Genomic DNA, 14,297 nt, shown 5'->3' on the forward strand with positions numbered 1-14,297 from the left:
GATACAAAATATTAATAACTCAGCAGTTACCTGAATAGTGCGTGTTCGCACTGTTGATAATACGCTAATACTTATCAGGAATATATCTCGGATGGCTATCGAACAATTTTCAAATTTACAAGCTCACTTAAGTGAGCAAATTGTTGGACAACATACTCTTGTTGAAAACTTACTCATCGCTCTGTTAGCGGATGGTCACTTAATTGTCGAGGGGCCACCTGGTTTGGCAAAGACTCGTGCTATTAACGCCCTGGCTGAAGGGGTTGATGCCAGTTTTCATCGCATTCAGTTCACGCCAGATTTATTACCCGCAGATTTAACCGGTACCGACATTTACCGTCCGGAAGATGGTAGCTTTGTGTTTCAGCAAGGGCCTCTATTTGAAAACTTGATCTTGGCCGATGAAATTAACCGAGCCCCAGCAAAAGTGCAATCGGCATTACTTGAAGCAATGGCCGAAGGACAAGTAACCGTTGGTAAAAAAACCTATAAGTTACCTGAGTTGTTTTTAGTCATGGCAACGCAAAATCCGCTTGAACAGGAAGGTACCTACCCATTACCGGAAGCACAACTCGACCGCTTTTTGATGCATGTGGAAATTGACTATCCAAATGCCCAATCGGAGTTAGAAATTCTCCGCCTTAATCGTGGTGAAGCTCTACATAAAAAGCCGGTACGATTAGACACATTAACTCAGCAAGATATTTTTACCGCGCGCAGAGAAACACTAGAAATTTATTTAGCGCCTGTGCTTGAGCAGTATATTGTCGATTTGATCATGGCAACTCGTGAAGGCGAGAAATATGACGATAACTTGGCCAAATGGTTGGCGTATGGCGCAAGCCCGCGCGCAACCATTGCGTTGGAACGATGTGCCCGCGCTCGAGCATGGTTACATGGTCGCGACTTTGTCAGTCCGGAAGATATTCAAGCGGTCTTTCATAACACCTTGCGTCATCGCTTGTTGCTAACGTATCAAGCGGAAGCCGAAGGTATTACCACCAATCAAGTATTGGACCGTATCTTGGAATTAGTGGCACTAGCCTAAGAAAATTGCCGTTAACGCAACGAAAAGTGAAGTCATAAGGCGAGTAACACGTATGTGGTGGAAGCGTTCCAATCAAACGGCCTCTTTCGGTGCCGTTGAACAACAACTAGCACAGCTTGTCAGTGATGGCATTAACGTCACTATCGACGAGCTGTTAGCCTATCAAGGCAAAGCATCATTACTGGACTTAACCCCCAAGAATGCTATTCACGGCCATTTTTCAGGTAACTACTTAGCGCGTACCAAAGGCCGTGGTATGGAATTTGACGAAGTCCGCCATTATCAACGTGGCGACGACATACGGGCAATCGATTGGCGAGTAACAGCTCGCACCGGCAAGACCCATACTAAGTTGTTTCGCGAAGAGGTAGAACGACCGGTTATGATTGCCACCGATTTGGGTCAGTCGATGTTCTTTGGCTCACAATTGTTATTTAAATCCGTACAAGCTTGTCACATCGCCGCGTTGCTAGCATGGCACGCGAAAAAGCGTGGCGATCGAGTTGGCGGCTTAGTGTTTAATGAACAATGCCATCATGAACTCAAACCTCGTAGTCGACAAAATGGTGTATTGCATTACCTTCATGCGTTACAAGAAAATCATCAACAAGGGATAGCCAACTGGCAACAAAAACCGGAACAAACGGATAACTATTTTGTTGATAACATCAATCGACTGTCACAGTTAAGTAAACCTGGCGCACTGGTTTACTTAATTACCGATGGCACTCATTTTAACGATGATGTACTACGACCATTAGCGAAAGTCGCCAAGCATTGTGAATTAGTCATCTGCCAAGTCAGTGATCCGCTCGAGCAAGAGTTACCAACGCTCAATCGGAAAGTTTCTGTTGCCATTACCGACGGTCAGGCCAAGCAACAATTATTGCTAGGTGATGTCACCACGCAGCATCGCTATCAACAACAAGCCAACATGACAAACAAGCTAAAACAATCTTTATATCAGCGCGCAGGCGCGCGTTTAATCTATTTCACCGCGGCTTCGCCAATTGAGCAACAATTAAAATCAGGGATTGAAACGTGGATCCGTTAACAAATCTAAAAGACATACATTTACCAGAGCCGATCCACAACTACCCAGTTGCGCCTGGATGGTGGTTATTGCTGTTGGCAGTAGCGTCTTTAGTCACCTGGCTATTAATAAAAGCATACAACAAGCGAAAATTTTACAGGGTAAAACATCAAGCCTTACAGCAATTACAAAACCGCGAAGCATTATCCACCGAGCAATCGATCGCTATCATTAAATTTGTGGTAATGCACTACTTCAACAGACAGAGTGTTGCCGGTAGCCACGGATCGAAATTAGTAAAAACGCTTAGTGAGTATTTACCAAGCGAGCATCAAGCACATTTTAATCAACTGGCTGAACAGGCAGTGCAGCAGCATTACCGAGCAAACGCATCACAGCTTTATGCAGAGCAAATGCAGCAAGCGGCACTTTATTGGTTACACCACTGTTGTTTACCATCATACAAGCGAGGAAAATCATTATGATTGAGTTTGCTTGGCCATTAGCGGCACTGTTATTACCTTTACCTCTTATCGCCTATTGGTTATTGCCGCCGGCGTCGTCAGAACATGCCGCTCTTAAGATGCCGGTACTGCTACCAAATATGCGTGCAAAATCAGTGGCCACAAATGACAAAAAAGCGCCTTTGTGGCTAACCGCGTTGATTTGGGCGCTTTTAGTGCTCGCCACCATGCGTCCGCAGTGGTTAGGCGACCCTGTTGCCCTGCCAACCGAAAGTCGAGAGATGATCATTGCTGTTGATTTATCAGGCAGTATGCAAATTGAAGATATGCAATATCAAGGGCAAACCATTAATCGTCTTAATATGGTTAAAGCCTTATTAAGCGACTTTATCGAACGTCGAAAAGGCGATCGATTAGGGTTACTGCTGTTTGCTGATGATGCCTACATGCAAGCACCAATGACGTTCGATACACAAACCATTAAACAAATGCTTAATGAAAGCGTCATTGGCTTGGTGGGGCAAAAAACCGCCATAGGTGATGCGATTGCCTTATCGGTAAAACGTTTTATTAACAAAGATGACTCAAACCGCGTGTTGGTATTATTAACCGATGGCCAAAATACCTCAGGTAAATTAACCCCAGATCAAGCCCTTGAGCTCGCGGTTGCTAAAGATGTTACAGTGTATAGCATCGGTATTGGCGCTGATGTGATGTTTGAGCGCTCATTATTTGGGACACGTAAAGTCAATCCATCTCGCGATCTTGATGAAGACACATTGAGCAAAATTGCCAACCAGACGGGGGGGCGTTACTTTCGCGCCAAAGATGGAGAATCGATGGCACAAATTTATCAATTACTCGACCAATTAGAACCGGTGGCACAAGACGCTGAACAATTACGACCATTAACGGCGTTGTTTTTCTGGCCCCTCGGCTTCGCGTTATTGCTAATTACCGCTCGCATTGTTTGGCTGCACTACCTCGCTTATGGTGTACCGTTTGTGGCTAAGGAGCGTAAATAATGGCCGACTTTCACTTTATCCGCCCAGTCTTCCTAGCCGGCTTTATTGTGTTGGTTTGGTTATTATGGCAAATACGTCGCTTACGAGTATCAGCCAGTGCCTGGCATCAGCTTATCCCCAAGCATTTAACGCAAAAGTTGTTAAACAACAGCGGTGAGAACAAGCCGGCATCTTTATTTCCGATAGCATTCATTGGCAGCCTTTTTATTATTGCCCTTGCGGGCCCTACTTGGCACAAGTTGCCACAGCCAGTATTTGAAGTAAAACGAGGTTCGGTACTGGTTATGGATATGTCCTTTTCCATGCTAGCCACCGATATCCAACCGAACAGATTAACCATGGCGCGTTTTAAGGCCATCGATTTGGTGGAAAAAATAGACGAAGGTGACATTGGCTTAATCGCCTATGCCGGCGATGCGTTTACCATAAGCCCGCTGACCCCTGATATCAATAACATAAAATTATTATTGCCATCACTGTCACCACAGATCATGCCTGAACTTGGATCGAACCCTTACCCTGCATTATTGCTCGCTGAAGAAATGTTATCGAATGCCGGTCATAGTCAAGGCGATATTTATTGGTTTACCGATGGTATAACCCGTGATGAAGTCGAGGATATTCAAGGTTTCGTCAATGATAGCAATCATCGCATCAACATCTTAGCCGTTGGCACTGAACAAGGTGCGCCAATCACGTTAGCTAATGGTGAACTGATGAAAGACCGTCGCGGTAACATCGTTATTCCTAAATTAACCACCAACAGCTTGTCAGCTCTGAGTCGCAATTCAGGCGGGATTTTTACGCCAATCACCGCTGATGATAGCGATGTTAAAAAACTAAGTGCATTAAGCAAACTTGATAGCGAGCGCTCCCTAGAAAGTCAGCAACAAAACCAAGGAGACCAATGGCAAGAGTTTGGCCCTTATTTATTACTGATTGCGTTGCCATTGGCACTGGGATATTTCCGCAAAGGAGTGTTACTAACACCATTATTGACCGGCTTGCTAGTAACTAGCATATGGCTTCCCGGTGCAGCTCATGCCTCGCTATGGGACGATTTGTGGCAAACAGACGACCAGCAAGGGCACAAGCAGTTTTTACAACAAGACTTTACCAAGGCCGCAAAGCAATTTAATCAGCCAGACTGGCAAGGTGCTAGTTATTACCGCGCGGGTGATTACGAAAACGCCATAAAAGCCTTTGCGCAATCTGACAGTGAACAAGCAATGTATAACAGCGCTAATGCGTATGCGCAGTTAGGCCAGCTACAACAAGCCCTTGATGGATACAAAAAAGTGTTGCAGCAAAATCCGCAACATGCAGATGCTAAGGCCAATAAAACGCTCGTTGAAAAATTGCTTGAACAGCAGCAACTGCAACAAAATAATCCGTCGCAAAGCACTGAAGATCAAAAACAATCAGACGATCAACAAAGTCAAGACAACCAGCAAAGCCAAAGCGAGCAACCGCGCCAAGATGGTCAACAAGCTAACGACCAACAAGGAGCAGGCGAGCAACAATCACAATCCTCGACGCAACAAAATGACCAAGGCGCTAGCAAAGATGACCAATCGCAGCAACAACAGGGAAATGCAGGAGATAGTAGCGATCCGCAAGATCCCTCATCTCCACCTGCACAGCCTGATGATAAAATGGGTCGCGATCAACAAACCAATAAGCCGACATCCAATGACAATGCAAATAACGCAGATAAGGCACAGAACCCCCAACAACATGCTGGTGAGTTAAACGATACAGAGCAACAACAACAGGCTAAAGCTAAGCAGCAAAAAGTAGAGCAAACCGAAGCTGCGGATCAACAAAGCTCGGTTGCTGTAGAGTCTGACTCCTCGGCAGAAAGTGAGCAACAACAACGTTATGAACAAATGTTAAGACGCGTCACGGATGACCCGCAATTATTATTGCAAAACAAAATGCGCCTTGAATACCAAAAGCGCCGACAAAATCGAAGCAGTATTGGAGTAAAAGAAAAATGGTAATCGCTTATCGTTTCATCATTGGTTTCATCGCCTTGCTATGGAGTGCTCAAACACTAGCGCTCGAGGTCAGCGCCAGCATTGATAAAAACCCCGCTGTTGTCGATGAGTCATTGGTATTAACCGTCATAGCCCAAGACTCGGTAGCAGCCGATGCCTTTGATCCGTCGTCATTACAAACCGATTTTGTCGTTGGTCGTACGTCAATCAGTAGCCAAACCAGTATGGTGAATTGGCAAACCACCCGCACGACACGCTGGACTACGTTATTAATCCCAAAGCAAGCCGGGACTTTAACCATTCCTGCATTACAAGTCGCTGATGCGCGCACCCAACCAATAGAACTAAGTGTGTTACCAGCTGCTGATAAGAGTAAGCAAACACAAAAAGATGTTTATATCACCTCGCAAGTATCGAAGCAGAGCGTCTATGTCCAACAACAGTTTACGTTGACGGTGCGCTTGCATTTTGCCGCAGAATTAAAGCGCGGTAGCATCGCTGATCCGAAGATGACTGGCGCTGAAATTCGTCAAATTGGTGAAAACAATGAATACAGTGACATTATCGACGGTCGTCGCTTTCGTATCATTGAACGTGTCTATTCAGTAAAACCACAAACATCGGGAAATCTGGTACTGCACAGCGTCGTTTTTGAGGGCGAGATTGTTAAACAAGGCAATCAACGTCGCTCTCTATTTGGCGGGTTAAACAGCGGTACGCCGATTAATGTTAAAGGTGAATCTATAGATATCACAGTAAAACCAGCTGAAAGCAACTTTAATGGTGAATGGTTACCAAGTGAATTGATCGTGGTTGAGGATGCCTGGCCTACTCAGCAAGAGCCGTTTCAACTGGGTGAACCCATCACTCGAACCGTGACCATAACGGCTGCGGCACTAAGCGCAGAACAGCTGCCCGAGCTTAGTTTTAGTGCACCTGATGGTCTAAAGATTTATCCTGATCAAGCGGAAAGCCAAATTGGCGTGAAAAACAACGTATTGATCAGCCAAAAAGTACAAGAATTTGCCATTGTTCCGACGCAATCTGGGACTTTTGTTATCCCTGAGCTACGCATTCCTTGGTGGAACACGGAACTTAACCTCCAAGAGCAAGCTATTATCCCAAGTAAAACCATCACCGTCGAAGGTGCCGCGATTGTGCAACCGCAAAATACAGTGCCCTCGCCAACGGTTAGCACTGAACCGCAACAAGCTTCTTATTTGCAATGGTTGTTTTTAACCGGCTGGATTGCCACGGCTTTAGCATGGCTGTATGTCGCCAAATTCAGGGGCAAAGTCCAACCTAAAAAGCGATTCAACCCCCGTGATAAGCCATACTACTTGCAACTGATGGCCGCATGTAAGCAAAATAACGGAGAACAGGTTTTGACCTTACTGCCGCTGTGGGGCGGTGAGTTATTAGCGAATGCACATATCGCAAATTTACAACAGTTACTCGACGCCGTTGAAGATAAGGACCTTCATGATGCTGTCAACCAGCTACAACAATGTTATTACGGCAAGCAACAAGCCCCGTGGCAAGGCTCTCAATTGTTAAAAGTGATATCAAGAATACAAACGCATACGACACAAAAACAACAGGTTGAATTTGCGCTAAACCCATAACAACCTAACACGAAATAACATGCCGAGAATGCCCACTTGTTGTGGGCATTGTTATACCGACTTACGCAGAAATACAATAAAAAATTTTATTTGGGAAGAAAAGTCACCACGGACAGGTCTCAACTTATAACTCCTTTAACATAATATGGACTATGGCAACTAAACAACAACGCTTTGAGGCTCTCGTTAACGCCCTGCACGCCGATTTGTATCGCTATGCATATTGGCTAGTCCACGATAAACAGGTGGCCGAAGACCTAGTGCAAGAAACCTTTTTGCGTGCTTGGAGAGCGTTAGATAGTCTCAACGACAATAATGCCGCTAAATCTTGGTTAATTACCATATTAAGGCGTGAAAACGCCCGTCGTTTTGAGCGTAAACAGTTTGATATGGCGGACTACGACGAAAGCCAAATTCTAGATACAGAGAGCTTATCGGTTGAGCAAGCTCAAGAGCATCATTGGCTTCAACGACGTATCGCTAGCTTATCGCCGGAATATCGAGAGCCGTTGGTATTGCAAGTTATTGCAGGTTTTAAAGGCGATGAAATAGCCAAGATATTAAAGCTCAATAAAAATACCGTTATGACACGCTTATTTAGAGCTCGTAATCAACTTAAAGATGCCATAGTACAAGACAACCAAGCCAAGGGGCGACGCAATGGATGAATTAGAATTTCGTCGAAAGCTCTACGCTGATCCAAACGACAGCAGCATAAACGACGCTATTGCTAGCGATGATGAACGCAAACGATTAGCCAAACAGATGAAACAAATCGATGCTGATATCGCCGCAGCAATGAAGGTTAGCGTACCAGATAAACTTGCTGAAAAAATTATTTTACAACAAAGTCTAACTGCCCATCAGCACCGCCAACGTAAAACCCGCTGGTATTTGGCTATGGCAGCGTCTATCGCTTTTATTGTTGGCATATCCTTTAGCTATCGCTACATGACTCCTGCCTATAACTCGATTTCTGACTATGCGCTTGCTCATTACTACCACGAGCAAGACGACTATAAAGAGCGCGCAGGCAGTAACTATGAACTAGATGACATTAATCAAGTTATGGGCTCGATGGGGATCAGTTTGCAACAATCGATAGGGAAATTGATCGCCGTAGAAGAATGCTTTTTTGACGGCATGGATTCGCTGCACCTAGTGTTTGAAGGGCTCAACGATAACGTCAATGTATTTATTTTACCAAAAAATAAGCATTTACAGCATAGTAAGCAGTTTGCTGACAATAGGACGCACGGCGTCAGTCAACAATACCCGCAAGGGCATGTGGTGATCGTTGCTGATAAAAATACCCCACTTGACAGCTGGCAGCAGCAGCTTAGCCGTCATATTAAGTGGTCCATTTAACGGCTCTCCCCCCCTGTAAGTGATTTCCTCCCGTAAGTTGCTTGGATAAAGCTCCGGGCAACAAAATACCACAGTATTAATACGTTGTTGACGATATACACTGGACAAATGTCGCGCAATTGTTCGATAGACTGTCAATAGCTCGCATTCCTTGATAGTATCGCCTCAAATTAAAAATAGATGATAATAATTATGGCAATTGAAACTCCCATGTTAGTAACCTTTATCGGTTACTTACTTACTACGTTGCTCATTGGCTTTATTGCCTATAAAGCAACATCGACTCTGAGTGACTACATTCTTGGTGGTCGCCAATTAGGTCCCGCAGTCACGGCTCTAAGTGTTGGTGCATCCGATATGAGTGGCTGGCTTTTACTCGGCTTACCTGGGGCGATTTACTTATCGGGTGCCAGCGAAGTATGGATTGGTGTCGGCTTAGTCATTGGTGCGTTATTTAACTGGTTATTGGTTGCCCCTAAGCTACGCAGCTTTACTGAAAAGGCCAATAACTCTCACACGCTACCAGAATTTTTTGAAAATCGCTTTGCTGATAAATCGCACGTTATACGTTTAATGTCAGCACTAACTATATTGATTTTCTTTACGTTTTACGTATCTTCTGGCCTTGTGGGCGGGGCGATATTATTTGAGAAAGTATTTGGTTTAGAGTACACCACGGCATTGATCATTGGCGCTATTGTTATTGTATCCTATACCTTTTTAGGCGGTTTTTTGGCGGTAAGCTGGACTGACTTTTTCCAAGGTTGTTTAATGCTAATCGCGCTGATCATTTTACCCATAGTTGCCGTAAATGAACTTGGCGGTATGGCACAAACACAACAACTTCTTGCGCAAACAAACCCAGATTATTCCGAGCTATTTAAAGATTTTTCGTGGATTGGATTTTTCTCGCTGATGGCGTGGGGACTTGGTTACTTTGGTCAGCCTCATATTTTATCGCGCTTTATGGCTATTCGCTCGGTTGATGATATCCCAACCTCTCGCAATATTGCCATGATTTGGATGGTGCTATCACTGTTGGGAGCACTTGCCGTTGGTTTAGTGGGTATTGCCTATTATGCTGATGCGCCACTGGATAACCCAGAGACCATCTTCATCTTTTTATCAAAAGCGTTGCTTAACCCTTGGGTTGCTGGTGTTATTATCGCCGCCATTTTATCGGCAATCATGAGTACCATTGATTCGCAGTTATTGGTTTGCTCAAGTGTTGTGGTTGAAGATTTCTATAAAATTTATGTCAAAAAGAAAGCGAGTGAAGCTCAATTAGTATGGCTAACACGCTTTTCACTACTGGCGATAGCTATTATTGCCACCTTTGTAGCTCTTGATCCACAAAGCAGTGTACTTGGCTTGGTGAGCTATGCGTGGGCAGGCTTTGGTAGTGCCTTTGGACCAACGGTATTACTTGCCTTATTCTGGTCTAAGTACACCCGTTTTGGTGCGATTGCTTCAATTGTAACGGGTGCGTTAGTTGTTATTTTTTGGCCTATGTTAAAAGATCTCGGCGGGCTATTTAGCTTATATGAAATGATCCCAGGCTTTATCGCATCACTGCTTGTTGGTGTGTTAGTAAGCAAAGCCACTGCGAAACAAGACAAAGACAGTGAAGCGGTATATCACACGCTGATCAGTCACTATCGAAACGGCTAATAAAGGTTAAATATCGCTAAAACAGCGATACGAGCTAAAAATAAGGGCAGCATGAAAGTTATCTATGCTGCCCTTATTAATTTATAACTGTGGTTATAAACGTTTATTCGAAACCGTTCGGGTTTTGTGATTGCCAGCGCCATGTATCGGCAATCATGTCATCCAAGTTTCGCTGAGCTTGCCAGCCTAAAAAGTCACTCGCTAAATCCGCTTTGGCAAAAACGGTAGCAATATCACCAGGACGGCGTGGACAAATTTGATATGGAATATCCACACCGCTGATTTCTTTGAACTTGTCAACAATCTGTAAAACAGATGTACCATTACCGGTACCGACATTGATAGCCATGCAACCATCGACTTTTGCTAATGCATCAACCGCTTTTAAATGGGCAATAGCAAGATCGACCACGTGAATATAATCGCGTACGCCAGTGCCATCGACCGTGTCATAATCATCACCCCAAACACTAAGCTCTGGACGCTTACCAACAGCGACTTGTGATACAAACGGTAACAGGTTATTTGGAATACCGTTTGGTGACTCACCAATAAGACCTGATTTATGGGCCCCAATTGGGTTAAAGTATCGCAACGAAACAATCGACCACTCAGGATCGCTTTTGGCCAGATCAAATAGGATGTGTTCTATCATCAACTTGGTTTGACCATAAGGGTTTGTTGCTGAGGTTGGCATCGACTCAACAAGTGGCGATACGTTATTTTCACCGTAGACGGTGGCCGATGAACTAAACACCAAGTTTTTAACATTATATTCGGCCATCACCTCAAGCAAGACAACGGTACCTGAAACGTTATTATGATAATAACTTAATGGTATTTGTGTTGATTCACCAACTGCTTTCAAGCCAGCAAAATGGATCACGCTGGTGATGTTATGCTCAGCAAAAACCGCTTGCATCGCAGCTTTGTCACAGATATCGGCTTTAATAAAGGTCGGCATTTTACCGGTGATTTGCTCGACACGATCAAGACTTTTGGTTGATGAGTTGGCGAGATTATCTACTATAACGACATCTTGACCAGACTCCAACAGCTCGACAACAGTATGACTGCCTATATAACCGGTTCCGCCGGTAATTAATAAACTCATAATACTTCCATTATTTTTAATTACTAACTTATATCATCACGGCTTATCAACGATAGTAATTTGCCAGGGTGATGATAAATGTTTCAATTTGCTCTTCTGGCAAGGCATTAATTCCCGCGGCACCTGAGCGCCCACCGCCAGTTGGAAATTGCACACAAACCTCATCTGCGCCTTGTTTATTATTCAGTGGCGCCCTAACGCTCACGGTATAACTACCATCTAGGTTTTTGGTTAACACGGCATGGGCTTTATCCGGTGCCTGATTAGCAAGTTCATTGCCGAAAACACCACTAACACGTCTCGACCAGGCAGCATCGTCTAAACATACCACTTTACAGATGGCATTATCAAAAAGCACGTCGGCACTAGCAGCTTGGGCCATATCTTGATGATACGCTTCCTGTAATTGATAAAACAATGAGCCTTTATCTACAAACAGCGTATCTGGCGATTCAGAAGCTAACAGTTGTTCATACAATTTCGCGGGATGAAAATGTAAGTCATTGGTGGTACGTCCATAACCGTTATAATTAACATAAACCCCTAACTCTTTTAGTAACGCTGAGGTGTTGGTGTCAATACCATGCAGGGCGCAGTGACGATCAGCAACCGCCGTCAAGTTATCGCCATAAGCGGCGGCAATGGCCCATAATTTGTACTTACCTTTGAGATGATCATTGACTAACAAACTGGTACAAACGTCGGCAGAGGTGTTGATGTTCGTGTCTAGCAATGACGAGGTTGGAATATTTGACGCGCGGTGGTGATCAACGTACATGGTGGGTACACAATGCGCCAATAAGTTTTCCAGCGCTTGTTGGTTTTTATCCATCGAGATATCGAGAATAGTCGCCGATGTTGCTTGCTCCACATCAATTTGTTGCACCAATGCAATATCACGCTTAACACCGGTAATCAGTGTTGAGTTTTTTGGCTCTGCAAGCCTTAGTTGAACTAACGCGATAATGCCGTCGGCATCTCCGTTAAACACATCAAAATGCATCGAAATATCCTTTTTATAATTCTTAGGTCACGATGACTGCTTTATTTAAGATTCAAAAACCATAATTTTGTCTATGATTCTACCTGATCAAGGCTATCACTGCTAACGATAACGCACAGAAAGTCAATGCGCCCCTCTATAATTAAAGATTTTTATCGTTAGCACATACGATATCCATTAATACGTAAAAAACACAAACAAACTTCCACTCATTTGTAACACGATAATGAACTTCACTTGCAATTAGGCTTAGCAGTGCGGTATAACATGTCGGTTTTTCCAAAAATCTAAAGAAGTTAGTAAGGAAGTTTACATGTCTAACGCACAACAAAGCACCATGTTTGGTCACCCGAAAGGCTTATTTTTGCTTTTCGGTACCGAAATGTGGGAGCGCATGAGTTACTACGGTATGCGTGGTATCTTTGTACTGTATCTAGTTGCCTTTGCTTCAAGCTTTGGCTGGGATGCGAGTTACTTTGGTATCAACCCTGACGATCCAAATGCAGAAGCTCTACTTAACACCGCTATTCAATCTAAAGCATTAGGTATTCTTGGTATCTATGCATTCTGGGTATATGTAACCCCAGTACTAGGTGGTTGGATGGCAGACAACGTTTGGGGTCAGCGCAAGTCTATCATTGTTGGTGGTATCTTTATGATGCTAGGCCAATTTGCCCTAGGTACACCACATGCGATGATTGAAGGAAATGAGCTAACATTCCTATGGATTGGCTTAGTATTACTGATTATTGGTAATGGTTTCTTCAAGCCAAACATTTCTACTATGGTTGGTGACTTATACGAAGAAGGTGACAAACGTCGTGACGCGGCATTTACCATTTTCTACATGGGTATCAACTTAGGTTCAATTTTAGGTTATTTAGTGGTAGGTACCATCGGTGAAAAAATCCACTACCAATACGGTTTCTTAACCGCGGGTATTGGTATGCTTATCGGTGTTATCCTACAAATGTCTATGGCGAAAAAGTACCTAGGCAATGTCGGTGTTGAGCCATCAGCAAAACAAACTAAAGATGCGGCTCTATCGAAAGCGCCATTGACCAAAGAAGAGCGTGACCGCGTGAAAGTTGTACTTATTATGTCTTTCTTCACCATCATCTTCTGGTTAGGTTTTGAGCAAGCAGCGGGTTCGATGAACTTATTTGCTAAATACAAAACTGACCTTGTATTCTTTGGCTGGGAAATGCCAGCATCTTGGTTGCAAACCGTTAACCCTATTTTCGTTATCATCTTAGCGCCAATCTTTGCTGCGACTTGGTTAAAAATGGGTGATGCTGAGCCGAACTCACCACGAAAATTTGCGTTAGGTATGTTCTTCTTAGGCTTAGGTTTCATTTCAATGGTAATGGCTGCATTACAAATTGGCGATTCTGAAACAGCTAAAGCAAGTGTTGTTTGGCTAGTTCTAGCTTACCTATTCCATACTATGGGTGAGCTATGTTTATCACCAATCGGTCTGTCTATGGTAACCAAACTAGCACCACTTAAGTACACATCATTACTAATGGGTATGTGGTTCTTCTTCTCAGGTGTAGGTAACTACCTAGCAGCTTGGGTTGGTCAAATGGTTGGTGAAACCGGCCCTCTACAAGCCTTTGCTGGTGTTGCTATTATGGCATTTGTTGCCGGTATCATGTTGTGGTTAATCAGTGATAAGTTGGTTGACTGGATGCACGGTGCGGAAGACGCTCAACCACAAGACTTTAACGAGAAAGTTGAAGAAGAATTGTCGGTAACAGGCACGCACGAAGGTCTAAAAGAGCAACACTAATCTAGCCGATTAATTATTGCGTTAAAAACGGAAGCTTAAGCTTCCGTTTTTTTTATGCAAAAATTCCATTCACTCCGTTCTAAGCCCTATCCATGGGGCTGCCTGATATGGTTGCCCTAGAGAAAATCACCTAACGTTAAATTTTCGAGCGAAT

Annotated in this window: 12 protein-coding genes; 10 read left to right on the plus strand and 2 right to left on the minus strand. The window is 43.9% G+C overall.

The genetic code is table 11. The features are described from left to right. Positions 1 to 91 precede the first annotated feature (91 nt). From ACAX20_RS10740 to putP, 9 genes are all read left to right on the plus strand, one after another. Positions 92 to 1,048 (plus strand): AAA family ATPase, encoded by a 957-nt coding sequence (locus tag ACAX20_RS10740; protein WP_371186100.1) that lies wholly within the window; start codon positions 92 to 94, stop codon positions 1,046 to 1,048. Between the two features lie 52 nt (positions 1,049 to 1,100). Beyond that, the gene (locus ACAX20_RS10745; RefSeq protein WP_371186101.1) at positions 1,101 to 2,102 is read left to right on the plus strand and encodes a DUF58 domain-containing protein; all 1,002 of its coding nucleotides are present in this window, start codon (positions 1,101 to 1,103) and stop codon (positions 2,100 to 2,102) included. After that, positions 2,090 to 2,566, plus strand: coding sequence for a DUF4381 domain-containing protein (locus ACAX20_RS10750; RefSeq protein ID WP_371186103.1), 477 nt, complete (start codon positions 2,090 to 2,092; stop codon positions 2,564 to 2,566). The genes ACAX20_RS10745 and ACAX20_RS10750 overlap by 13 nt, the downstream gene beginning before the upstream one ends. After that, positions 2,563 to 3,570: a VWA domain-containing protein gene (locus ACAX20_RS10755; protein WP_371186104.1), complete on the plus strand. Its 1,008-nt coding sequence runs from the start codon at positions 2,563 to 2,565 to the stop codon at positions 3,568 to 3,570. Before ACAX20_RS10750 ends, ACAX20_RS10755 begins: the two co-directional genes overlap by 4 nt. Then, a complete protein-coding gene (locus ACAX20_RS10760; protein WP_371186106.1) occupies positions 3,570 to 5,573 on the plus strand; it encodes a VWA domain-containing protein in 2,004 nt (667 codons plus the stop codon). Before ACAX20_RS10755 ends, ACAX20_RS10760 begins: the two co-directional genes overlap by 1 nt. Then, positions 5,567 to 7,195 carry a BatD family protein gene (locus tag ACAX20_RS10765; protein WP_371186108.1) on the plus strand — a complete coding sequence of 543 codons (1,629 nt, stop codon included), beginning with the start codon at positions 5,567 to 5,569 and terminating at the stop codon, positions 7,193 to 7,195. Before ACAX20_RS10760 ends, ACAX20_RS10765 begins: the two co-directional genes overlap by 7 nt. A 152-nt stretch (positions 7,196 to 7,347) precedes the next feature. After that, the gene (locus ACAX20_RS10770) at positions 7,348 to 7,863 is read left to right on the plus strand and encodes a sigma-70 family RNA polymerase sigma factor (RefSeq protein WP_371186110.1); all 516 of its coding nucleotides are present in this window, start codon (positions 7,348 to 7,350) and stop codon (positions 7,861 to 7,863) included. Then, a complete protein-coding gene (locus ACAX20_RS10775) occupies positions 7,856 to 8,563 on the plus strand; it encodes a DUF3379 family protein (protein WP_371186112.1) in 708 nt (235 codons plus the stop codon). The genes ACAX20_RS10770 and ACAX20_RS10775 overlap by 8 nt, the downstream gene beginning before the upstream one ends. Positions 8,564 to 8,755: 192 nt before the next feature. Then, a complete protein-coding gene (gene putP, locus ACAX20_RS10780; protein WP_371186114.1) occupies positions 8,756 to 10,234 on the plus strand; it encodes a sodium/proline symporter PutP in 1,479 nt (492 codons plus the stop codon). Positions 10,235 to 10,337: 103 nt separating this feature from the next. On the opposite strand, the gene galE is transcribed toward putP, so the two are convergent. Both galE and ACAX20_RS10790 read right to left on the minus strand, forming a co-directional pair. Continuing rightward, positions 10,338 to 11,348 carry a UDP-glucose 4-epimerase GalE gene (galE, locus tag ACAX20_RS10785; protein ID WP_371186116.1) on the minus strand — a complete coding sequence of 337 codons (1,011 nt, stop codon included), beginning with the start codon at positions 11,346 to 11,348 and terminating at the stop codon, positions 10,338 to 10,340. 46 nt (positions 11,349 to 11,394) lie between these two features. After that, on the minus strand, positions 11,395 to 12,351 hold the full coding sequence (locus tag ACAX20_RS10790) for a DHH family phosphoesterase (protein WP_371186118.1): 957 nt from the start codon (positions 12,349 to 12,351) through the stop codon (positions 11,395 to 11,397). A 313-nt stretch (positions 12,352 to 12,664) separates the two neighbouring features. Here ACAX20_RS10790 and ACAX20_RS10795 point away from each other — a divergent pair, with 313 nt between their 5' ends. Beyond that, positions 12,665 to 14,143, plus strand: a complete 1,479-nt coding sequence (locus tag ACAX20_RS10795; protein ID WP_371186120.1) for a peptide MFS transporter — start codon at positions 12,665 to 12,667, stop codon at positions 14,141 to 14,143. Positions 14,144 to 14,297: the final 154 nt, after the last annotated feature.

It is taken from the genome of Thalassotalea sp. Sam97 (genome assembly GCF_041379765.1).
Lineage (GTDB): Bacteria > Pseudomonadota > Gammaproteobacteria > Enterobacterales > Alteromonadaceae > Thalassotalea_A > Thalassotalea_A maritima.